18 protein-coding genes are annotated in these 22,723 nt (G+C 63.4%); 13 read left to right on the plus strand and 5 right to left on the minus strand.

Features of this window, described 5'->3' with window-relative positions:
• Positions 1-10 precede the first annotated feature (10 nt).
• Entirely contained in the window at positions 11-1,423 is a 1,413-nt protein-coding gene (locus LU682_RS11600) for an aminotransferase (protein ID WP_010954554.1), read from the plus strand.
• 53 nt (positions 1,424-1,476) lie between these two features.
• Positions 1,477-2,319, plus strand: coding sequence for a helix-turn-helix domain-containing protein (locus LU682_RS11605; RefSeq protein WP_049586547.1), 843 nt, complete (start codon positions 1,477-1,479; stop codon positions 2,317-2,319).
• Positions 2,320-2,451: 132 nt separating this feature from the next.
• On the opposite strand, the gene catR is transcribed toward LU682_RS11605, so the two are convergent.
• Positions 2,452-3,324, minus strand: coding sequence for an HTH-type transcriptional regulator CatR (gene catR, locus LU682_RS11610; protein WP_010954552.1), 873 nt, complete (start codon positions 3,322-3,324; stop codon positions 2,452-2,454).
• A 135-nt stretch (positions 3,325-3,459) separates the two neighbouring features.
• On the opposite strand from catR, the gene LU682_RS11615 reads away from it, so the two are divergent.
• From LU682_RS11615 to LU682_RS11635, 5 genes are all read left to right on the plus strand, one after another.
• Positions 3,460-4,581, plus strand: a complete 1,122-nt coding sequence (locus LU682_RS11615; protein ID WP_010954551.1) for a muconate cycloisomerase family protein — start codon at positions 3,460-3,462, stop codon at positions 4,579-4,581.
• Positions 4,582-4,602: 21 nt separating this feature from the next.
• Positions 4,603-4,893, plus strand: a complete 291-nt coding sequence (gene catC / locus LU682_RS11620; RefSeq protein WP_010954550.1) for a muconolactone Delta-isomerase — start codon at positions 4,603-4,605, stop codon at positions 4,891-4,893.
• 43 nt (positions 4,894-4,936) lie between these two features.
• A complete protein-coding gene (gene catA / locus LU682_RS11625; RefSeq protein ID WP_010954549.1) occupies positions 4,937-5,872 on the plus strand; it encodes a catechol 1,2-dioxygenase in 936 nt (311 codons plus the stop codon).
• A gap of 116 nt (positions 5,873-5,988) precedes the next feature.
• Entirely contained in the window at positions 5,989-6,483 is a 495-nt protein-coding gene (locus LU682_RS11630) for a GNAT family N-acetyltransferase (protein ID WP_010954548.1), read from the plus strand.
• A gap of 161 nt (positions 6,484-6,644) precedes the next feature.
• Positions 6,645-8,744 (plus strand): putative bifunctional diguanylate cyclase/phosphodiesterase, encoded by a 2,100-nt coding sequence (locus LU682_RS11635; RefSeq protein ID WP_060489351.1) that lies wholly within the window; start codon positions 6,645-6,647, stop codon positions 8,742-8,744.
• Between the two features lie 14 nt (positions 8,745-8,758).
• Here the strand turns inward: LU682_RS11635 and LU682_RS11640 are convergent, their stop codons facing one another.
• The gene (locus LU682_RS11640; RefSeq protein WP_010954510.1) at positions 8,759-9,583 is read right to left on the minus strand and encodes an aldo/keto reductase; all 825 of its coding nucleotides are present in this window, start codon (positions 9,581-9,583) and stop codon (positions 8,759-8,761) included.
• 244 nt (positions 9,584-9,827) lie between these two features.
• Here LU682_RS11640 and LU682_RS11645 point away from each other — a divergent pair, with 244 nt between their 5' ends.
• A complete protein-coding gene (locus tag LU682_RS11645; RefSeq protein ID WP_010954509.1) occupies positions 9,828-10,706 on the plus strand; it encodes a DMT family transporter in 879 nt (292 codons plus the stop codon).
• 59 nt (positions 10,707-10,765) lie between these two features.
• Here the strand turns inward: LU682_RS11645 and LU682_RS11650 are convergent, their stop codons facing one another.
• Complete coding sequence (locus LU682_RS11650; protein ID WP_010954508.1) at positions 10,766-11,671, minus strand: LysR family transcriptional regulator; 906 nt, start codon at positions 11,669-11,671, stop codon at positions 10,766-10,768.
• A 386-nt stretch (positions 11,672-12,057) separates the two neighbouring features.
• Here LU682_RS11650 and katG point away from each other — a divergent pair, with 386 nt between their 5' ends.
• The 3 genes from katG to LU682_RS11665 all read left to right on the plus strand — a co-directional run bounded on the left by katG (position 12,058) and on the right by LU682_RS11665 (position 17,183).
• Entirely contained in the window at positions 12,058-14,313 is a 2,256-nt protein-coding gene (gene katG, locus LU682_RS11655; RefSeq protein ID WP_060494996.1) for a catalase/peroxidase HPI, read from the plus strand.
• Between the two features lie 161 nt (positions 14,314-14,474).
• Entirely contained in the window at positions 14,475-15,686 is a 1,212-nt protein-coding gene (gene creA, locus LU682_RS11660; protein WP_010954506.1) for a creatinase, read from the plus strand.
• 162 nt (positions 15,687-15,848) lie between these two features.
• Complete coding sequence (locus LU682_RS11665; RefSeq protein WP_010954505.1) at positions 15,849-17,183, plus strand: MFS transporter; 1,335 nt, start codon at positions 15,849-15,851, stop codon at positions 17,181-17,183.
• A 116-nt stretch (positions 17,184-17,299) separates the two neighbouring features.
• Here the strand turns inward: LU682_RS11665 and cahR are convergent, their stop codons facing one another.
• Positions 17,300-18,307 carry a transcriptional regulator CahA gene (gene cahR / locus LU682_RS11670; RefSeq protein ID WP_019751089.1) on the minus strand — a complete coding sequence of 336 codons (1,008 nt, stop codon included), beginning with the start codon at positions 18,305-18,307 and terminating at the stop codon, positions 17,300-17,302.
• A 181-nt stretch (positions 18,308-18,488) separates the two neighbouring features.
• On the opposite strand from cahR, the gene pssA reads away from it, so the two are divergent.
• Both pssA and LU682_RS11680 read left to right on the plus strand, forming a co-directional pair.
• Positions 18,489-19,817: a CDP-diacylglycerol--serine O-phosphatidyltransferase gene (pssA, locus tag LU682_RS11675; RefSeq protein ID WP_082412172.1), complete on the plus strand. Its 1,329-nt coding sequence runs from the start codon at positions 18,489-18,491 to the stop codon at positions 19,815-19,817.
• A gap of 232 nt (positions 19,818-20,049) precedes the next feature.
• Positions 20,050-21,195 carry a GGDEF domain-containing protein gene (locus tag LU682_RS11680; RefSeq protein ID WP_049586495.1) on the plus strand — a complete coding sequence of 382 codons (1,146 nt, stop codon included), beginning with the start codon at positions 20,050-20,052 and terminating at the stop codon, positions 21,193-21,195.
• 120 nt (positions 21,196-21,315) lie between these two features.
• On the opposite strand, the gene ppnN is transcribed toward LU682_RS11680, so the two are convergent.
• Entirely contained in the window at positions 21,316-22,689 is a 1,374-nt protein-coding gene (gene ppnN, locus LU682_RS11685) for a nucleotide 5'-monophosphate nucleosidase PpnN (protein WP_003256095.1), read from the minus strand.
• Positions 22,690-22,723: the final 34 nt, after the last annotated feature.

Below are 22,723 nucleotides of genomic sequence, written 5' to 3' on the forward strand. Positions count from 1 at the left end.
GGAGCTGCCCATGGCCACCCCAAGCAAAGCATTCGCCATTGCCCACGACCCGCTGGTGGAGGCCGACAAGGCCCACTACATGCACGGCTACCATGTGTTCGACGAGCACCGCGAGCAAGGTGCGTTGAACATCGTCGCCGGTGAGGGCGCCTACATTCGTGACACCCACGGCAACCGCTTCCTCGATGCCGTCGGCGGCATGTGGTGCACCAACATCGGCCTGGGCCGCGAGGAAATGGCCCTGGCCATCGTAGACCAGGTGCGCCAGCTGGCGTATTCCAACCCGTTCTCCGACATGGCCAACGACGTGGCCATCGAACTGTGCCAGAAGCTTGCGCAGCTGGCGCCGGGCGACTTGAACCATGTGTTCCTCACCACCGGCGGCTCGACCGCTGTCGACACCGCCTACCGGCTGATCCAGTACTACCAGAACTGCCGCGGCAAGCCGCACAAGAAGCACATCATCGCCCGCTACAACGCCTACCACGGCTCCACCACCCTGACCATGTCGATTGGCAACAAAGCCGCCGACCGGGTGCCGGAGTTCGATTACCACCACGACCTGATCCACCACGTCTCCAACCCCAACCCGTACCGCGCGCCAGACGACATGGACGAGGCGGAGTTCCTCGACTTCCTGGTGGCCGAGTTCGAGGACAAGATCCTCTCGCTGGGTGCCGACAACGTGGCGGCATTCTTCGCCGAGCCGATCATGGGCTCGGGCGGGGTGATCATTCCGCCCGAGGGCTACTTCCAGCGCATGTGGCAGCTGTGCCAGACCTACGACATCCTGTTCGTCGCCGACGAAGTGGTGACCTCGTTCGGGCGCCTGGGCACCTTCTTCGCCAGCGAGGAACTGTTTGGCGTCACCCCAGACATCATCACCACCGCCAAAGGCCTGACCTCGGCGTACCTGCCGCTGGGCGCGTGTATTTTTTCCGAGCGCATCTGGCAAGTGATTGCCGAGCCAGGCAAGGGTCGTTGCTTTACCCACGGGTTTACCTACAGCGGCCACCCGGTGTGCTGCACGGCGGCGCTGAAGAACATCGAGATCATCGAGCGTGAGCAACTGCTCGATCATGTCAACGACGTGGGGAGTTACCTTGAGCAACGCTTGCAGAGCCTGCGCGATCTGCCGCTGGTGGGGGATGTGCGCTGCATGAAGCTGATGGCCTGTGTCGAGTTCGTCGCCAACAAGGCCAGCAAGGCACTGTTCGCCGATGAGGTGAACATTGGCGAGCGCATCCACAGCAAGGCGCAGGAAAAAGGGTTGCTGGTGCGCCCGATCATGCACCTGAACGTGATGTCGCCACCGTTGATCATCACCCATGCGCAGGTGGACGAGATCGTCGAGACCCTGCGCCAGTGCATCATTGAGACCGCGCGTGAACTCACGGCGCTTGGCCTGTACCAAGGCCGATGAACCTGGCGCAAAGGGCTGTGCGCGGGCGTGCCTGGCAGGCTAGACTGCCGGGCATGACCCAGGCCTCTCCCGATACCCCGCTTACCCTCACAATGGGCGCGCTGCAGCAGTGGCACGTGGCGTTGCAGCGCGCCCTGGCCCATGGTGAAACCCCCGAGGCGCTGGAGTATGTGGCCGCTGCCATCGGCCAGTTGGTGCAGGTGGAGTCGATGATGATCAGCCTTGAGTGCCAGGGGCGGGCGCCGCAGTTGCTGTACCAGCAAGGCATCCCCGAACGGCATCGGGCCGCGGTGCTGGAGCGCTATTTCAGCGCCGGCTACCTGCTGGACCCTTTCTGCCTTGCCGTGCAAAGCGGCCTGGCCGAAGGCTTCTACCACCTGCAGGAAATCGCCCCCGACAACTTCTTCGACAGCGACTACTACAAGGCCTATTACCTGGGTACAGGTTGCAGTGAAGACAGCTACTACATCGTCGACATCAGCGCAGGCCGCAAGCTGTCGCTGAGCCTGTTCCAGGGCTGCAGCGGCACGCGCCTGAACGCCGGGCAGGTCGACCTGTTGCGTGCGCTGGAGCCGATGGTGCGCGAACTGCTGGGGCGTTATGCCCGACACAACCTGGAACCGGGCGCTGCATCAACCGAGCGCGGCAGCCTGCAGGCAGCGTTCGACAGCTTCGGCTGCCAGGTGCTGACCGACCGCGAACGGGAAGTGGCGCACATGATCCTGCGCGGGCACTCGGTGAAATCTACCGCGCTGGAGTTGGGTATTTCGCCGGAGACCGTGCGCATGCACCGCAAGAACCTGTACATGAAGCTTGAGATCAACTCGCAATCGGAGTTGTTTGCACGGTTTATCGACTGGTTACGCGGTGATCATTTGCCGATGATTTTAGATTGACTGTCTTGAGCCCTGGCGATTCGCGTGTCGCAGCATGAAACAGCTCAATGGGAACATCCCTATACCGATGGGTATACGGGGCCGGCATAGCCAATAGGGCAGGGCTATACAGCCCCTGTGGGCATGGTGTGTTCATATGGCCTGTTGCTCGATCAACGCCAGGCACCGCTGCACGATCGGGCTCACATCACCCTTGCGCCGGCTGAGGATGATCGGGCTGACGGCGCCGCTATCAAGCAGGCCGACATACTCGATGTCGGGACGGTGCTGCTGCTGTACCGATGCCGGTACCAGGGTCACACCGACGCCAACCGCTACCAGGCCGATGGCGGTCTGCAGTTCGTTGGCCCACTGGCTGACACGAATGCTCATGCCGTGGTGGGCGAACAGCGCCAGCACGTGGTCGGCATAGCTGGGCCGGGGATTGGCCGGGTAGAGGATGAACGCTTCGCCAGCCAACTGGGCCAGACTGAGCGGGCTGCCCGCCAGGGGGTGGCCCTTGGGCAGCACGGCCACCAGCGGGTCCTCGCACAGCACCTGCTGGTGAATCACCGGGTCGTCGATGCGAATGCGCCCGAAGCCAATGTCGATACGCCCGCTTTTCAGCGCCTCCACCTGTTGCAAGGTGGTCATTTCGTTCAGGCCCAGTTCCAGCTCGCTGTCCTGGCGCAGCTCGCGGATCAGCTCCGGCAGCACGGTGTACAGGGTAGAGGGCGCAAAGCCGATGCCCAGCCACTGGCGCTGGCCCTGGCCGATGCGGCGGGTGTTGTCGCTGATGTTCTGCAACTGCTGCAGCACGGTGCAGGTCTGTTCGTAGAAGAAGCGGCCGGCCTCGGTCAGCCGCAGCGGACGTTCGCGCACCACCAGCAGGGTCCCGAGCTGGTCCTCCAGCTGGCTGATCTGCCGGCTCAGGGGTGGCTGGGCGATGTGCAGCAGCTCGGCGGCGCGGGTGAAGTTCAGGGTCTCGGCCAAGACTTTGAAGTAACGCAGGTGGCGCAGCTCCATCAGACCTCCAGGGTATGGTGGGAGATTCATTTGATATTGGACGGTCGTCAGGGTCTCGCGCAATCCTTCAGCAATCAAGTAAACGCATCACTCGGGCCTGCAACTGAAAGCCCGACCTGACGGGACCTGGCAACAATGACAAGCGTGCTGATTGAACACATAGATGCAATTATCGTCGATCTCCCGACCATTCGCCCGCACAAGCTGGCGATGCACACCATGCAGCAGCAGACCCTGGTGGTATTGCGACTGCGCTGCAGCGATGGCGTGGAAGGCATCGGTGAAGCCACCACCATCGGTGGCCTGGCGTATGGCTACGAAAGCCCCGAAGGGATCAAGGCCAACATCGACGCGTACCTCGCCCCAGCGTTGATTGGCCTGCCGGCAGACAACATCAATGCCGCCATGCTCAAGCTGGACAAGCTGGCCAAGGGCAACACCTTCGCCAAGTCCGGCATCGAAAGCGCCTTGCTCGACGCCCAGGGCAAACGCCTGGGCCTGCCGGTCAGCGAACTGCTGGGTGGCCGCGTGCGTGACAGCCTGGAAGTGGCCTGGACCCTGGCCAGCGGCGACACCGCCCGCGACATCGCCGAAGCACAGCACATGCTGGACATTCGCCGGCACCGCGTGTTCAAGCTGAAAATCGGCGCCAACCCGGTGGCGCAGGACCTCAAGCACGTGGTCGCGATCAAGCGCGAGCTGGGTGACAGCGCCAGCGTGCGGGTCGACGTCAACCAGTACTGGGACGAGTCCCAGGCCATCCGCGCCTGCCAGGTATTGGGCGACAACGGCATCGACCTGATCGAGCAGCCGATTTCGCGCATCAACCGCGCTGGCCAGGTGCGCCTGAACCAGCGCAGTCCGGCTCCGATCATGGCCGATGAGTCGATCGAAAGCGTCGAGGACGCCTTCAGCCTGGCCGCCGACGGCGCCGCCAGCATCTTCGCCCTGAAAATCGCCAAGAATGGTGGCCCGCGCGCGGTTCTGCGCACTGCACAGATCGCCGAGGCCGCTGGCATCGCCTTGTACGGCGGCACCATGCTCGAAGGTTCGATCGGCACCCTGGCTTCGGCTCATGCATTCCTCACCCTGCGCCAGCTCACCTGGGGTACAGAGCTGTTCGGGCCGCTGCTGCTGACCGAGGAGATCGTCAACGAGCCGCCGCAATACCGCGACTTCCAGCTGCACATCCCCCACACCCCAGGCCTGGGCCTGACGTTGGACGAACAGCGCCTGGCGCGCTTCGCCCGTCGCTGATCAGCAATCAAGGAGATAACCATGTTGTTCCACGTGAAGATGACCGTGAAGCTGCCGGTCGACATGGACCCGGCCAAGGCCGCCCAGCTCAAGGCCGACGAAAAGGAACTGGCCCAGCGCCTGCAGCGCGAAGGCATCTGGCGTCACCTGTGGCGCATTGCCGGGCATTACGCCAACTACAGCGTGTTCGATGTGCCCAGCGTCGAGGCATTGCATGACACGCTGATGCAGCTGCCGCTGTTCCCGTACATGGATATCGAGGTCGACGGCCTGTGTCGGCATCCCTCGTCTATTCACAGCGACGATCGCTGATTCGCACCTGTATGCCTGACAAGAACAATACGAGGTAAGCACGATGACCGTGAAAATTTCCCACACTGCCGACATTCAAGCCTTCTTCAACCGGGTAGCTGGCCTGGACCATGCCGAAGGAAACCCGCGCTTCAAGCAGATCATTCTGCGCGTGCTGCAAGACACCGCCCGCCTGATCGAAGACCTGGAGATTACCGAGGACGAGTTCTGGCACGCCGTCGACTACCTCAACCGCCTGGGCGGCCGTAACGAGGCAGGCCTGCTGGCTGCTGGCCTGGGTATCGAGCACTTCCTCGACCTGCTGCAGGATGCCAAGGATGCCGAAGCCGGCCTTGGCGGCGGCACCCCGCGCACCATCGAAGGCCCGTTGTACGTTGCCGGGGCGCCGCTGGCCCAGGGCGAAGCGCGCATGGACGACGGCACTGACCCAGGCGTGGTGATGTTCCTTCAGGGCCAGGTGTTCGATGCCGACGGCAAGCCGTTGGCCGGTGCCACCGTCGACCTGTGGCACGCCAATACCCAGGGCACCTATTCGTACTTCGATTCGACCCAGTCCGAGTTCAACCTGCGTCGGCGTATCATCACCGATGCCGAGGGCCGCTACCGCGCGCGCTCGATCGTGCCGTCCGGGTATGGCTGCGACCCGCAGGGCCCAACCCAGGAATGCCTGGACCTGCTCGGCCGCCACGGCCAGCGCCCGGCGCACGTGCACTTCTTCATCTCGGCACCGGGGCACCGCCACCTGACCACGCAGATCAACTTTGCTGGCGACAAGTACCTGTGGGACGACTTTGCCTATGCCACCCGCGACGGGCTGATCGGCGAACTGCGTTTTGTCGAGGATGCGGCGGCGGCGCGCGACCGCGGTGTGCAAGGCGAGCGCTTTGCCGAGCTGTCATTCGACTTCCGCTTGCAGGGTGCCAAGTCGCCTGACGCCGAGGCGCGAAGCCATCGGCCGCGGGCGTTGCAGGAGGGCTGAGTTCGAGGTTATGTCACTGTGATTTTGCCTGGGGCTTTCCGTGCGGGGAGGCCTCGGGCTTTTTGTCGCCAGGGGCGGGTGATCTAGAATCGTCTTTTTGTTCAGGCCCCCACACCATGCTCCCCATCGCGCTGCTGCCAACCACCATCGACCAGGCGTCGCTGATCCGCAATCTCTACCAGTTCTATTGCTACGAGTCCTCCGACTGGGAGCAGGAAGACGTCGAGGCGGACGGCCGTTTCTACATCCACGAGGAGCACCTGCAACGCTACTGGCAGGACGACGGCTGGGGCGCGTATCTGGTGCTGGTGGACGGCTTCATCGCCGGCTTCGTGCTGGTCGAGCGCAGCGAGCTGCCTGGCATCGTTGCGCAGGAGCTTGCCGACCTGTTCATCTTGAAGAAGTACCGTCGCCAGGGCATCGGCCGAGCGGTGGCGTTGCAGTTGCTGGGGGGCGAGGGTGACTGGCTGCTGCGTTGCTACGCACAGGATCTGCCCGCCGTGGCTTTCTGCAATGCCGTGCTGGCGAGCCTGCCGCGGCCGGCGCAGGCTATCGCCCTGGGGGATGAGCCGGACTTGCTCAACTTCCTGGTGACCGGCACCCGCCATTGAGAGCGGGGTGCTTTCGTTCGTCCAGATAAGGGATAGCGCCATTTTTGTGATGTGCTTCACAAAATGCTCGCGAGCGGCATAATGCCACCATCGCTTTCCAAGACCCGGCCGCCGCTTGCCGGGGTCCCTTTTCATGCGCTTCGAAGGTTCAGGTAAAGTTCATGTCGCTCGCAGCAAACCCCGACATCATGTACCGGCTGTTGATCCAGAGCGTGGTGGATTATGCCATCTACCTGCTCACCCCTGAAGGTATCGTCGCCAACTGGAACCCTGGCGCCCAGCGCGCCAAGGGGTACCGTGCCGAGGAAATCGTCGGCCAGCACTACTCGTTGTTCTACACCGATGCCGAGCGCGCAGCCGGGTTGCCGGCATTCAACCTGGAGCAGGCGCGCAGCACCGGACGCTTTGAAGAAACGGGCGCACGCCTGCGCAAGGACGGCACGGCCTTCCACGCCCATGTGGTCATCGAAGCGGTGTACGACGATGCCGGGCAACTGGTGGGTTTCGCCAAGGTCACCCGCGACATTTCCGAACGCCACCGCCAGGAGCTCGAACTGCTGCAGGCCAAAGAGCTGGCCGAGCAGTACAGCCAGGAAATGGCCAAGCTTTCGCAGTTTCTCGATTCGGTCATTGCCAACATTCCCGCGAGCGTCATCGTCCAGGACCTGGAAAGCCAGCGCATCCTGTTGGCCAATCAGCAGGCCGAACGTCTGTTCGGCGGGCCTCAGCACAGCATGATCGGCCAGTTGCCCAGGGAATGCCTGGCACCGGCTGCCGGTGACTATCTGGAGCAGCAATTCGTGCGGGGTGCCCGCAGCACCAAGGGGCACGCCGCCGAAACCCGCGTCGACACCGCCCGCGGCCCACGCACACTGCGTAGCCGTACCCTGCTCAGTCAAAACCGCGAAGGGCAGGCCGATTACGTGTTGTTCGTGGCTGAAGACGCCACCGAAGAGCTGGCCGCCCATGCGCAGATCCACCACATGGCGCACCATGACGCGCTCACCGGGTTGCCCAACCGTACGCTGTTCCACGAACGGCTACGCCAGGCCCTGTTGCGCGGCAGCGAAAACGCCAAGCTGACGGCTGCCCTGTGCCTGGACCTGGACAACTTCAAGAACATCAACGACTCCCTTGGCCATGCGTTTGGTGACAAGTTGCTACGCGAGTTGGGCAAGCGTCTGCGCCGCGAACTGCGTGAGCACGACACCTTGGCCCGCCTGGGTGGCGACGAGTTTGCCGTGGTGCTGACGGGCCTGGAGGGGCGGGATGCCGCGTGCAATACCGCGCAGCGCCTGATCAAGGCCATCAGCCCGCCGTTCCGGATCGAAGGGCATCAGTTCGCGGTGGGGGTGAGCATCGGCATCGCCATCGCGCCTGATGACCATGACCAGGCAGAGCAACTGCTGGGCTACGCTGACATGGCGCTGTACCAGGCCAAGCGTAACGGCCGTAATCGTTATGAATGCTTCGATGTCGAACTGGACGTTGCCGCCCGCCAGCGCCGCCTGGTGGAAACCGACCTGCGCACAGCGCTGCACCTGGGGCAGTTGCAGTTGCACTACCAGCCGGTAGTCGATCATCAGACCAGCAGCGTTACCGGTTATGAGGCGCTGCTGCGCTGGGAACACCCGACCCGTGGCATGGTCATGCCGATGGACTTCATCCCCATTGCTGAAGAAACCGGGTTGATCCACGAGCTGGGCAACCGTGCGCTGAACCTGGCCTGCCAGGAGGCGGCCAGTTGGGACAGTGAGCAGACGGTGTCGGTCAACCTGTCGGCGGTGCAGTTCAAGAACGGCGATCTGGTGCATACCGTCGCCCTCGCGCTGGCCGACTCGGGCCTGCCGCCGCAGCGGCTGGAGCTGGAAATTACCGAGTCGGTACTGCTGGGCAACAGCGAGGAGAACGTGCGCACCTTGCGCGCGCTGAAAGACCTGGGCGTGTCCATTTCACTGGATGACTTTGGTACCGGCTACTCATCGTTGGGCTACCTGCGTTCGTTCCCGTTCGACCGGATCAAGATCGACAAGTCGTTCGTGCATGACATGTGCGACAGCCGCGAGGCCATGTCGATCATTCGCGCCATTACCGAGCTGTCCAACAGCCTGATGATCAAGATCACGGCTGAAGGCGTGGAGTCGGAGGAGCAGATGCGCCGGCTCGCGGCGGAAGGCTGTTCGCACTTCCAGGGCTACTTTTACGGGCGGCCGGCACCGGCGAGCGAGCGGTTGAAGCAGGTCATCACCCAAGAACAATGACTTGCGCGGCGGCCTCAGCTGTTCCAGTCCGGGGCAAACGGCGGGCTGACCACGCGCTGGTCTTTCGGCAGCCCGGCAATGGCTGTGCGGTCTTCGTCATCCAGCGGCACGGTCAACGCGGCCAGGTTGGCCAGCTGGTTTTCGCGGCTGCTGGCTTTGGGGATCGCCGCCACGCCGTCCTGGTCCAGCAGCCATTTCAGCGCCACCTGGCTGGGCAGCACGCCATGCTTGCGGGCGATCGCCTGGATCACCGGCTGCGCCGCTGCCTGGCCGCGTGCCAGCGGGGTGTAGGCGGTGAGCAACAGGTCATGGCCGCGGGCGAAGTCGAGTAGCGGTTGCTGGCTGAGCAGAACATGGTATTCCACCTGAATTGCCGACAACGGCGCGCCCAGGGTTTCCACCACCTGGCGCAGTAACCCCAATGGGAAGTTGGCCACGCCAATGTGGCGCGCCTTGCCTTCGTCACGCAGGGCTACCAGGGTGTCGATGCTGCGGGCCAGGTCCCAGTCGGTGCCTGGCCAGTGGATGTGGAACAGGTCGACCTGTTCGGTACCCAGCGCGCGCAGGCTGTCTTCCAGCGACTGACGCATGGCTTTAGGCTCCAGGCGGTCCCACCAGACCTTGGTGGTCAGGTGGATCTGCTCGCGTGGCACGTCGCTGTCGCGCAGCGCCTGGCCAACGGCTGCTTCGTTTTCGTAGGCGGTGGCGGTGTCGATGTGCCGGTAACCCACGTCCAGTGCCTGGCGCACGGCCTGGGTGCATTCACTGCCGGTCATTGGCCAGGTGCCCAGGCCGATGGCGGGCAGGTCCAGGCCGGTGCGGGTGCTGAGCCTTTGCATGTAAATTCCTTGTAGGGTGTGCAGGGTCGGTCGATGGTCGGCGATCAACCGTGTACGGGCCATGCAGACAAGGTGGAAAGTGGTCGATCAGCGAACACAAATTGCACTTGACCGGGTCAAGCGGCAAATGAACTTCCTTATGCTGCGGCATCTCTTCTAGAATCCCAGCTGTCACATCCGCCAGGCAATGCCTGCGCGGCCTTCCTTGGGCGGGGCATGCTGCCGCGCCGTCATCGAGAGAGCCATGAGTTCCAGCACACCGCTGTCCGGCGTCAACCAACCCCTGCGCGGCATCGCGTTGGTGGTGGTGGCGACGTTCCTGTTCGCCAGCCACGATGCCTTGTCCAAATTCCTGGGTGGCCTGTACCCGATAGTCATGGTGGTGTGGGCGCGTTATGTGGTGCACACGTTGCTGATGGCCGGCATCTTCCTGCCCAAGTCTGGGCTCAACGTGTTGCGCACCCGCCGGCCGGTATTGCAGACCTTGCGGGCCCTGAGCCTGCTGAGCACCAGCCTGCTGTTCACGACCGGCTTGCAATACCTGCCACTGGCCGAGGCCACGGCCGTCAACTTCCTTGCCCCGGTGCTGGTCACCGCGCTGTCGGCGCCGCTGCTCAAAGAGCGAGTGACAGTGGGGCAGTGGGTGGCGGTGGTGATGGGCTTTATCGGCGTGCTGGTGGTGGTGCACCCTGGCGGGGCGATGTTTACCCCGGCCATTCTGTATCCGTTCGGTTCGGCATTGGGCTTCTGCTTCTATCAGTTGCTGACGCGCATTCTGGCGGCGCACGACAGCCCGACCACCAGCAACTTCTATGCGGGGTTGTGCAACACCTTGGCAATGAGTGCGCTGGTGCCGTTCTTCTGGGAGGTGCCGCGCTGGGATCATGCCCTGTTGATGCTGGCACTGGGCGGCTTTGGCATGACTGCGCACCTGCTGTTGACCCAGGCCTTCCGCCATGCAGCGCCGGCGTTGCTGGCGCCGTTCAGCTATTGCCAGATCGTGTTTGCCGGGTTGCTTGGCTTCGTGGTGTACAGCCAGGTGCCGGATACCCTGAGCCTGGTGGGGATTTTGGTGATCTGCCTCAGTGGGCTTGGCGCAGCCTGGATGCAGCGCGGCAAATAGCAGCCGCGTGCTTCAGGCTGTACGACCGATAGGCGCAGCGTTGTGCTGCGAAGAGGGCATCACTGCCTGGCCATGAACTGCAGGATGCGGTCGCGCAGCCAGCGCTCGGCGGGGTCGTTGTCCTGGGCGCCGCTCCAGACCATCGACAGCTCGGCCTCGGTGATGTCGAACGGCGCCGGGTCGGCGCGCAAGCTGCCGTCGTCGGCGAGGGCACAAGCGGCATAGTCCGGCACCGTGGCGATCAGCTCGGTGTTGCGCAGCAGGGCGCGCAGGCTACCGAACTGCGGCACCGCCAGCACCACCTTGCGGCAACGCCCGATGCGTGCCAGGTCGAGGTCGATGTTGCCGCTCATGTCACCGGAAAACGACACCATCACATGCGGGCGGGCGCAGTATTCGTCGAGGGTCAGAGGCCCCGGGCGGTCGTCGGCGCGCAGCACCCGTACACCTATGTCGCGCAGCTTGCGGCGTTTGGCGGTGGCCGGCAGGTCGGTGGTATAGCTCACACCTACCGAGATCTCGCCGCTGGCCAGAAGGCCCGGCATCAGCAGGAAATTGGCCCGCCGCACTACCACGCTGATGGCGGGGGCTTCTTCACGCAGGGCCTGCAGCAGGGCCGGAAACAGGCCGAACTCGGCATCGTCAGAAAGGCCCAGGCGGAACACGTTGCAGCTGTTGGCCGGGTCGAACTCGCGGGCGCGGCTGATGGCAGCGGAAATCACGTCCATGGCCGGGCCCAGTTCAGCAAAGATCTGCATGGCCCGTGGGGTGGGTTCCATGGCCCGGCCGCTGCGGATCAGCAGCGGGTCGTCGAACAGCTCGCGCAGGCGGGCGAGGGCGGCGCTGACGGTGGATTGGGTGATAAACAGCTTTTCACCCACGCGGGTCAGGTTGCGTTCGATCATCAGGGCTTCGAACAGCACCAGCAGGTTCATGTCGACGCGGCGCAGGTCGTTGCGGTTCATGAGGGCTCGGCGTCCTGGGCAAAGGGTATGGCTGTGTATTGAAGCATGGCGCGGGGCCTTGTGCCTTGTATGGATGTGCCGGCCTCATCGCGGGCTTGACCGCGATGAGGCCGATACAGGCCTGCGCCTGACAGAGCCAGCCTATCAGGCTCCAACAGCCACTCTATTAGACCTCTGCCCAAGCTCGGCTAGTCTTTCTCGTGGCCCCGCGAATTCCGCGACAGGGCAGCGCGTCAGCACCTGCGTGCAAGACCGTGCCCCCTCGCCGTGACAGCTTCGCAAGCCCAGTGTACACCTGATGAGGGGTAGTACGAGCCCACCCGCTCGGCTGAAAGAACACTGGCATAGACCGGAAATCTGGATAACCGACCCAAAGGTACCCGCAGATGTCGAACGAATCGAAATGCCCGTTCCATCAAACCGCAGGTGGCGGCACCACCAACCGTGACTGGTGGCCTGACCAGCTCAACCTGAGAATTCTTCACCAGCATTCCTCCAAGTCCAGCCCCGACCCGGACTTCGACTATGCCAAGGCGTTCAAGAGCCTCGACTTTCAGGCCCTGAAGAAAGACCTGACCGCCCTGATGACCGACTCGCGGGATTGGTGGCCGGCCGACTTCGGCCACTACGGCCCGCTGTTCATCCGCATGGCCTGGCATAGCGCCGGCACCTACCGCATTGGTGATGGCCGCGGTGGTGCGGGCTCTGGCCAGCAACGCTTCGCCCCGCTCAACAGCTGGCCGGACAACGTCAGCCTGGACAAGGCCCGGCGCCTGCTGTGGCCGATCAAGCAGAAGTACGGCAACAAGATTTCCTGGGCCGACCTGATCGTACTCACGGGTAATGTTGCCCTCGAATCCATGGGCTTCAAGACCTTCGGCTTCTCCGGCGGGCGTGCCGATGTGTGGGAGCCGGACGAAGACGTGTACTGGGGGTCGGAAAAGGTCTGGCTAGGGGGTGATACCCGTTACGGCAAGGATCAGGTCAAGGCGCAGCCGCCGGGGCAGGGTGACCTGGTGGCCGAGCCTGCCAAGCATGGTGAAGAGCAGAATCGCGACCTGTCGGCCGAGCGTAACCTGGAAAACCCGCTGGCCGCCGTGCAGATGGGCCTGATCTATGTGAACCCGGAAGGCCCGGAAGGTAACCCCGACCCCGTGGCCTCGGGCAAGGACATCCGTGAAACCTTTGGCCGCATGGCCATGAACGATGAAGAAACCGTGGCCTTGATCGCCGGTGGCCACGCGTTCGGCAAGACCCATGGTGCCGGCCCCGCCGACAACGTCGGCCCCGAGCCGGAAGCGGCAGGCCTGGAGATGCAGGGCCTGGGCTGGCACAACACGTTTGGCTCCGGCAAAGGCGGGGATACCATCACCAGTGGCCTGGAAGTGACCTGGACCTCCACCCCGACCCGGTGGAGCAACGAGTACCTGAATAACCTGTTCGACTTTGAGTGGGAGTTGACCAAAAGCCCGGCCGGCGCGCACCAGTGGCGGCCGAAAGACGGCAAAGGCGCAGGCACGGTGCCCGATGCACATGATCCCGGTAAAAGGCATGCACCGTCGATGTTGACCTCCGACCTGGCATTGCGTTTCGACCCCATTTACGAGCCAATCGCTCGCCACTTCAAAGAAAACCCTGACCAGCTGGCGGATGCTTTTGCCCGTGCATGGTACAAGCTGATCCACCGCGACATGGGCCCGCTGGCGCGCTATCTGGGCCCGGAAATGCCCAATGAAGAGTTGCTGTGGCAAGACCCGTTGCCCAAAGCTGACCCATCCACGATCAGCGAGCAAGACATCGCGACCCTCAAGTCCAGGATCCTGGCCTCGGGTTTGAGCGTGGGCGAACTGGTCTCCACCGCCTGGGCATCCGCGTCGACCTTCCGCGGCTCCGACAAGCGCGGTGGTGCCAACGGCGCACGTTTGCGCTTGGCGCCACAGAAGGACTGGGCTGCAAACCAGGGCGTGGACAAGGTGCTGGCGGCATTGGAGAAGATCCAGGGCGAGTTCAACAGCAGCGGCAAGAAGGTTTCCCTGGCTGACCTGATCGTGCTGGCCGGTACCGCGGCAGTCGAAAAAGCTGCCAAGGATGCGGGCTACAGCGGCAGCGTAGGGTTCCGCCCGGGCCGAGTCGATGCGTCGCAGGAGCAGACCGACGTCGAGTCGTTCGCCGTGCTGGAACCGCTGGCCGATGGCTTCCGCAACTTCACCAAGGCACGCTACAGCGTCAAGGCCGAGAAACTGTTGCTGGACAAGGCGCAGTTGCTGACCCTGACCGCGCCGGAGCTGACCGTGCTGATCGGTGGCCTGCGGGTGCTCGGTGCCAACCATGGTGGCAGCAAACTCGGCGTGTTCACCGACAAGCCGGGGACGCTGAGCAACGACTTCTTCCGCAACTTGCTGGATATGAGCGTGGAGTGGAAACCGACCTCGGCGGACAACGAAACCTTTGAAGGCCGCGACCGCAAGACCGGGCAGGTGAAGTGGAGCGGTAGCCGGGTAGATCTGGTGTTCGGTTCGCATGCCCAGTTGCGGGCGTTGAGCGAGGTGTATGCCAGCAGTGATGGCGGTGACAAGTTTGTCCGAGACTTTGTGGCCGCCTGGCAGAAGGTCATGGAGCTGGACCGCTTTGATCTGAAATAGCGTTGCCTGGCGGGGGGGGCGCGCTCAGCGCCCCCTTGGCCAGTGGTTATCCCGCCAATTCCAGGTCGGATAGATACAAAAGTGTCCTCGTCGGTTCTGTTGCAATGCTTCTCAGGCGGCCGGCCTGAACAGCGTGCTCACAACGACAAGGAACCCCGACCATGCAAATGCCCAAGACCCTGAAAATCCGCAATGGCGACAAGGTGCAGCCAACCTTTTCCGCTCAGGAATACGCTGCTCGCCACGCCCGGCTGCGGGCCTATATGGCCGAGCAGGACATCGAGGCGGCAATCTTCACCTCGTATCACAACGTCAACTATTACAGCGATTTCCTTTACTGCTCGTTCGGCCGCCCTTATGCGCTGGTGATCACCCAGGACAAGGTGGTCTCGATCAGCGCCAATATCGACGGCGGGCAACCCTGGCGGCGCACGGTGGGCACTGACAACATCGTCTACACCGACTGGCAGCGCGACAACTATTTCGTCGCCATCCAGCAGGCGTTGCCGCTGGCCTCGCGCATCGGCGTGGAGTACGACCACCTGAACCTGCAGAACCACGGCAAACTCGCCGCCTGCTACCCCAAGGCCGAGCTGGTGGACATCGCTGCGCCGTGCATGCGTATGCGCATGATCAAGTCGGCCGAGGAGCAGGCACTTATCCGTCACGGTGCACAGGTGGCCGACATCGGCGGGGCGGCAGTGGTCGAAGCCCTGCGTGAGCAGGTGCCCGAGTACGAGGTGGCACTGCATGCCACCCAGGCGATGGTGCGCGAAATTGCCAAACGCTTCCCCGACGCCGAGCTGATGGACACCTGGACCTGGTTCCAGTCCGGGCTCAACACCGATGGCGCACACAACCCGGTCACCAGCCGCCGTGTGGGCAAGGGCGAGATCCTCAGCCTCAACTGTTTCCCCATGATCGCCGGTTATTACACCGCGCTGGAGCGCACCCTGTTCCTTGACCACTGCCCGGACGAGTACCTGCGCCTGTGGCAGGCCAACGTCGAAGTGCACGAAGCCGGGCTGCAACTGGTGCGCCCAGGCATGCGCTGCAGCGATATCGCCCGCGAACTGAACGAGATCTTCCTGCGCCACGACCTGCTGCAGTACCGCACCTTCGGGTATGGCCATTCGTTCGGCACGCTCAGCCATTACTACGGCCGCGAGGCGGGGCTGGAGCTGCGCGAGGACATCGATACTGTGCTGGAACCGGGCATGGTGGTGTCGATCGAGCCGATGATCATGCTGCCTGAAGGGCGACCGGGGGCGGGCGGTTATCGCGAGCACGACATCCTGATCGTCAACGACAGCGGCGCCGAGAACATCACCAAGTTCCCGTATGGGCCGGAGCACAACATCATTCGCAAATAAGCATCGGCGTCGGCTGCTTCGCGGGCAAGCCCGCTCCTGCGGGGATTTCACCGTTTTCGCAGGCGCGGGTTCACCCGCGAATAGGCCGGCCCAGACAACAACAAGATCCCCGTATGACCACCAGACCCTGCCTCCAATTAAAAGAACCAGAGGGTACCCGTCATGTCCAGCACCACCCTAGACCCATCCGCCATCGCCGGCCCCGCACACAACGCCGAACGCCAGGCGCTGCGCAAGGCCGCCCGGGCCAGCTTCATGGGCAACTTCGTCGAGTGGTTCGACTACGCCGCCTACGGCTATCTGGCCACCATCATCGCCGCCACCTTCTTCCCGCAAACTGACAAGACCACCGGTTTGCTGGCCACCTTTGCGGTATTCGCCCTGTCGTTCCTGGTGCGCCCGCTGGGTGGCATCGTCTGGGGCCATTTCGGCGATCGACACGGTCGGCGCAACGCGCTCTCGTGGTCGATCCTGATCATGTCGGTATCCACCTTCTGCATCGGCTTGTTGCCGGGCTATGCGCAGATCGGGCTGTGGGCACCGGCCTTGCTGTTGCTGATCCGCCTGGTACAGGGGTTTTCCGCCTCGGGTGAGTACGCCGGGGCCGCTGCGTTCCTGGCCGAGTACGCGCCGCCTGGGCGGCGTGGCTTGTACACCAGCATCGTGCCGGCCAGCACGGCGGCGGGGTTGTTGTTCGGTGCGGCGTTCGTCGCGGTGCTGCATGAGCTGCTCAGCAGTGAAGCCCTGCATGAGTGGGGCTGGCGCCTGCCGTTCCTGCTGGCGGCGCCGTTCGGCCTGGTAGGGCGCTATATCCGCATGAGCTTGCAGGACACGCCCAAGTTCCTGGAGATGGAGCAGCGCCTGGAAACCAAGGCCGGCATGGCCACGACGCCGCTGCGCGAACTGCTGGGCCAGCACCGGCGCAGTCTGGCAATCGGCATGGGTGTCACCTGCCTGAATGCGGTTGCGTTCTACCTGTTGCTCAGTTACATGCCGACCTACCTGTCCAGTGAAATGGGCATGAGCGAGCGGGATTCGTTCATCGCCTCGACGGTGTCGCTGGCCACCTATATCGGCTTGATCTTCCTGATGGGGCGGCTGTCCGACCAGTTTGGTCGCAAGACCATGCTGGTGGTGGCCTCGCTGTTGTTCCTGGGGTTGACCGTGCCGTTGTTTCGCCTGCTGGACGGCCAGCCGCTGCTGGTGATTCTGGCCATCCAGATCCTTTTCGGTGCGATGCTGGCGATGAACGACGGGACCTTGCCGTGCCTGCTGGCCGAAATCTTTCCGACCCGGGTGCGCTTCAGCGGGTTTGCCCTGAGCTTCAATGTGGCCAATGCGCTGTTTGGCGGGACTGCGCCGTTCATTGCCACCTGGCTGATTCAGGTGACGGGCAGCAAGCTGGCCCCGGCAGGATACTTGCTGGCGGCAGCACTGGTGGCGCTGGTGGCCATGCTGATGTGTCGGGAGACGGCGCACGCGGCCCTTGAAGATTAGTTGACCTGCACTGGCTTCTTCTCACGCGCCTACAACGGCCTGTGGCGGACCACCGATGTGCGTGTAGGCGCGGGCTTGCCCGCGAAGAGGCCAGCAATGCCAATACCTGACCCAACTCAGTGGAGAGAGGCCTGCCGCCGCTCCCCTAAAGGCGACAGCCCGAAGAACCGGCTATAACTCTTGGAAAAATGCGCAGGCGAACTGAAGCCACAGGCCAGCGCTACCTCACGCACTTGCACGTCGCTGCGCAGCAGTAACTCCCGCGCCCGCGACAGCCGCAGCTCCAGGTAATACTGGCTGGGCGTGCGCTGCAGGTACTTGTGGAACAGCCGCTCCAATTGGCGCACGGTCACGTCGTTGAGGCTGGCCAGTTCCTCCAGCCCCAGCGGCTCCTCCAGATTGGCCTCCATGATCGCCACCACCTGGCTCAGTTTGGGCTGAGCGCTGCCGAGCAGGGTGCGCAGCGGCACACGCTGGCGCTCACGCTCACCGCGTACGCGGTCGCACAGCAACAGCTCGGCGGCCTTGGCCGCGATGTCCTGGCCGCCCGTGTCGCGGGCCACCAGTTGCAACATCATGTCCATGGCCGCCACGCCGCCTGAGCAGGTGTAACGGTCGCGGTCCAGTTCGAACAGCTGGCTGGAGATCACGATACCGGGGAAGTGCGCCTGCAACGTCGGCAGGTCTTCCCAGTGGATGGTGCAGCGGTAGCCTTTGAGCAATTCGGCCTTGGCCAGCAGGTAGCTACCGGTGCAGATACCGCCCAGTGGCAAGCGCTGGCGGGCCAGTTGGCGCAACCAGTCGATCAATGGGCGGTTGCTACGGCTTCGGTCGATCGGGTTGGCGCCGACCACCAGCAAGGCATCCAGCGCGGGGGCGTTGGTGATGTTGTAGTCGGGCAGTACGCGCATGCCGTTGCTGGCCACCACCGGCGCGTCGTCTGCGGCGATCAGCACACTGCGATACAGTGGCTTGCGCGCGGCCAGGTTGGCCATGCGCAGGGTCTCCACCGCCGACGCAAGGCCGATGGTGGTGAAATTGGGCAAAATCAGGAAGCCAAAGGTCTTTGCCGAACAATTCTTTACACTAGACGGCGATAGGTTTGCAGAAGCGGGGTGGACCATTGCGCTGTTCCTGTGCAAGCTGAGGCCTGGTTGGTCAGGGGCAGTGAGAAAGCAGAGCCTCGCGTGGTTCTTGTTGTTATGGGTCGTTGCCGGGTCGATCATACACCCCGGATGCAGCGGCCAGGAATGGCCCCGCCGGCAGGCAGGGCCGACAGTGATTGCACAGAGAAGGTGAGCGTCAGTGAACCCCGAAACCATGCTGGCGGGCTTGCCAGGCTACGCCATGGCCCCCGAAGCGATCCAGGTGCTGCCCGATGCCAGGGCTTACCGCGCCTGCCTGTTCGAGCGCATCCGTGCGGCGACTCGGCGCATCGTTATCGTCGCGTTGTACCTGCAGGAGGATGAGGCTGGCCAGGAAGTCCTGGATGCCTTGTACCAGGCCAAGGCCGAGCGGCCAGGCCTGGAGATCACCATCGTGGTCGACTGGTTCCGCGCCAGGCGCGGGCTGCTGGGGGCCGGGCGTCAGCCGGGCAATGCCGCCTGGTATCAGGCCCAGCGCCAGTTGCGCGGGCTGGACATCGCGATTCATGGCGTGCCAGTGCAGACCCGCGAACTGTTCGGGGTGCTGCACCTCAAAGGCAGCATCATCGACGATTGCGTGATCTACACCGGCGCCAGTCTGAACAACGTCTACCTGCATCGTTTCGACCGCTATCGCCTGGATCGCTACCACCTGTTCCAGTCACCGGCACTGGCTGATGCCATGGTCGGCCTGGTTCAGCGTTTGCTGCACCATACCGCCACACCGCGCCTCGACCTGCCGGCGCCACCTTCTACCCGCAGTTTGCGCGGTGACATTCGGCGTTTGCGCGCACGGCTGCGGCGCATGGCCTACGAGGTACCGGCCAGCGTGACGGGGCAGGGCCTGCAGGTGATCCCGCTGCTGGGTGTGGGCCGTGGCAATCCACTGAACCGGGCGCTGTGCGCCTTGCTGGCAGTGGCGCGCACGCAGATCATCATCAGTACGCCGTATTTCAACCCGCCGCAGGTCGTGATGCGCGAACTTGACCATGCCCTGGCGCGGGGGGTTGGGGTGGAGCTGATTGTCGGTGACCGCACCGCCAACGACTTCTACATTGCCCCTGGCGAACCGTTCAGTGCCAGTGGTGCATTGCCCTATCTGTACGAGGACAACCTGCGCGCCTTCGCCCACCGCCGCCACGCCGCGATTGCCAGCGGCCAGTTGCAAGTACGCATCTGGAACGATCCCGGGCATACCTTCCATGCCAAGGGCGTTTGGATCGACCAGCGTTATTCGCTGCTGACCGGCAACAACCTCAACCCGCGCGGGTTCAACCTGGACCTGGAGAACGGCCTGCTGATCGACGACCCGCAGGGGCAATGGCTGGCGCCACGGGAAGCGGAGTTGAGCGAACTACGGCGCTTTGCGCCGAGAATCGGTTCGGCAGAGGCGCTGGGGGAGAAGGCCGAACATCCCAAGCAAGTGCGCAAGTTTCTGCGTCGGTTGCGCTATAGCCGGTTGGAGCCGTTGATCAAGCGGGTGCTCTGACATCGCCTGTACTGACCCTGTCGCCGGCAAGCCAGCGACAGGGCCAGAGTGGTGCGCACCGCGCATTGATGTCATTATGATATTGCTGCCCACGGCCCTTTGTCAGGGGCTGGATTACAATGTGCAGGCAACAGTGCAAGGCCCCTCTGAACGTGATCACGATCGCATACAGTCGGGCCTTTTCCCGTTAACCAGACAGGCCAATGCGTATATGGCGTTAGATCCACCCACGATGCTGACTATTTCAGTCGCTTTGGCCGCTGCGGCCGCCTTGTACCTGGCGATTGAATGGCGCAGTGTGCGCGAAACCTCATTGCTGTACTGGAGTGCGGGTTTCGCCACGATTACGGTTGGTAGCACCCTGGCATTGTTGCGCGGGATCGGCTTGCTGTTCATCGGTATCTGGTTCGCCAATGGCTTGCTGGTGGTGGCCCACGTTTTTTTCCTGATCGGCGTGCTGCGCTTCACTCAGGAGCGCTTGTCACGTGCCTGGTTGATGATCGTGCTGGTCTGGTTCGCCTTGCTGCTGCTGCCCGTGGGCCCGCAGTGGTCGAAGGTGATGCTGATGGTCAACTCGTTGTTGGTGGCCTCGCTGACGCTCAAGGCCAGTTTCCTGCTGCGGCCACATGGCAAATCGCTGAGTGTCGGGGCCGTGCAACTGCGCTATGTGTTGCTGATCCATGGGCTGTTCTATGTGGCCAAGGCGGCCATCGCGATCACGCCAGGCACGCTGATTGACCTGGCGACCTTTGGCGGGCTGATCATTCAGGTTTCGCTGGTGGAAGGCGCGATGGCGATCATGCTGATTGCCTTGTCGATGACCGGCACCGTACGTTACCGGCGGGAAGAGCGGATTGCCCGGCTGGCAGCTCGTGACCCGCTGACTGCGCTGTACAACCGGCGTGCACTGGAGGTGCGGGCGGGGCATTTCTTCAAGGACGTGAGCCCGGCGCAACCCGGGGCATTGCTGTTGATCGACATCGACAACTTCAAACTGGTCAACGACCTGCACGGGCATATCGCCGGCGACCGTTTGCTGATTGCCTTGAGCGAGATGATTCGTACGGCGCTGCCCGAGCGCTCGCTGGCGGCGCGGTTGGGCGGGGATGAGTTCGTCATCTTGCTCAGTGGCGCGAGCAGTGAACGGGTCATGGAACTGGGGAGTGGGCTGCGTGAGCAGTTCCAGCAGTACGCCGACAAGACTGTGCCTACGCCCCAGGCGGTTACCTTGAGCATTGGTGCCAACGTGTTCGATCAGCCGCCGGCGAGCCTGGCGGCGTTGATCGAGCAGGGGGATGTGGCGTTGTACCAGTCCAAACGTGGGGGGCGCGACAGCATTCGGTTTTTCGAGCGGGCGGTGGTTGAACTCCGGCAGTGAGCGAGTCACCTAGGTGGGGGAGCTTTCATGTAACCCATGTGGGTGATCCGTACAGACGCTCCCGTCACCCGGCCCCCGCGTTCGACGGGCATCCATGCCCGTCCTCAGTAAAGCAGCGGGTCAGGTTGCCACCTGATAGCACGGTACATACGCCGCGCCGCCGGGCAGCTTCATCCGGTGCTGGTCGACGAATGCCTGCAGCAGCCGGCCCAGCGGGTCCAGTACGGCGCTGTCACCGTGGATCTGATACGGCCCGTGTTCCTCGATCAGGCGGATGCCTTTGTCCTTGACGTTGCCTGCGACAATCCCGGAAAACGCCCGGCGCAGGTTGGCCGCCAGTTCATGGGGCGGCAGCTCGCGGCGCAAGTCCAGGTCGGCCATGGCCTGGTGGGTCGGGTCGAACGGTCGCTGGAAGCTCTCCTCGATCTTCAGCAGCCAGTTGAAGTGGAAGGCATCGTTGCGCTCGCGGCGGAACTGCTTGACCGCTTTGAGGCCTTCGACCATGTGCCGGGCGACTTCCGCCGGGTCATCAATGATGATTTCGTACAGGCGATGGGCCGCTTCACCCAGCGTGGCGCCGACGAAAGCGTGCAACTGTTGCAGATAAGGCTCGGCGCTGCGCGGGCCGGTGAGCACCACCGGGAACGGCAGGTCGTGGTTGTCCGGGTGCATGAGGATGCCCAGCAGGTACAGGAACTCCTCCGCCGTGCCGGCACCGCCCGGGAAGATGATGATGCCGTGGCCGACACGCACGAAGGCCTCCAGGCGCTTCTCGATGTCTGGCAGGATCACCAGTTCGTTGACGATCGGGTTGGGCGCCTCGGCGGCGATGATGCCGGGCTCGGTCAGGCCCAGGTAGCGGCTGCCATGCATGCGTTGCTTGGCGTGGGCGATGGTGGCGCCCTTCATCGGGCCTTTCATCACGCCCGGGCCGCAGCCGGTGCAGACATCCAGCTTGCGCAGGCCCAGTTCATGGCCGACCTTCTTGGTGTACTGGTATTCCTCGGTGCTGATCGAGTGGCCGCCCCAACACACCACCATCTTCGGCTCCACGCCTGGGCGCAGGGTGCGCGCGTTGCGCAGCAGGTGGAAAACGTAGTCGGTGATGCCCTGGGAGCTTTCCAGGTCGATGCGCTGGCTGGCCAGCTCGCTTTCGGTGTAGACGATGTCGCGCAAGGCGCTGAACAGCATTTCACGGGTGCTGGCGATCATTTCGCCATCGACGAAGGCGTCGGCCGGGGCGTTCAGCAGCTCCAGGCGCACGCCGCGGTCCTGTTGGTGGATACGCACCTCGAAGTCTTTGTAGGCCTCAAGGATAGTCTTGGCATTGTCGACATGGGCGCCGGTGTTGAGGATTGCCAGGGCGCACTGGCGGAACAGTGTGTAGAGGCTACCGGTACCGACTTCACTCAGTTGCTGCACTTCACGTTGTGACAGCGTCTCCAGGCTGCCTTTGGGGCTGACGGATGCATTGATGACATGGCGTTGAGGCATCTAAGTCTTTCCTGTGCGGGTAAAACATCCTTCT

Source organism: Pseudomonas alloputida (assembly GCF_021283545.2).
In the GTDB taxonomy this organism is placed as follows: domain Bacteria; phylum Pseudomonadota; class Gammaproteobacteria; order Pseudomonadales; family Pseudomonadaceae; genus Aquipseudomonas; species Aquipseudomonas alloputida.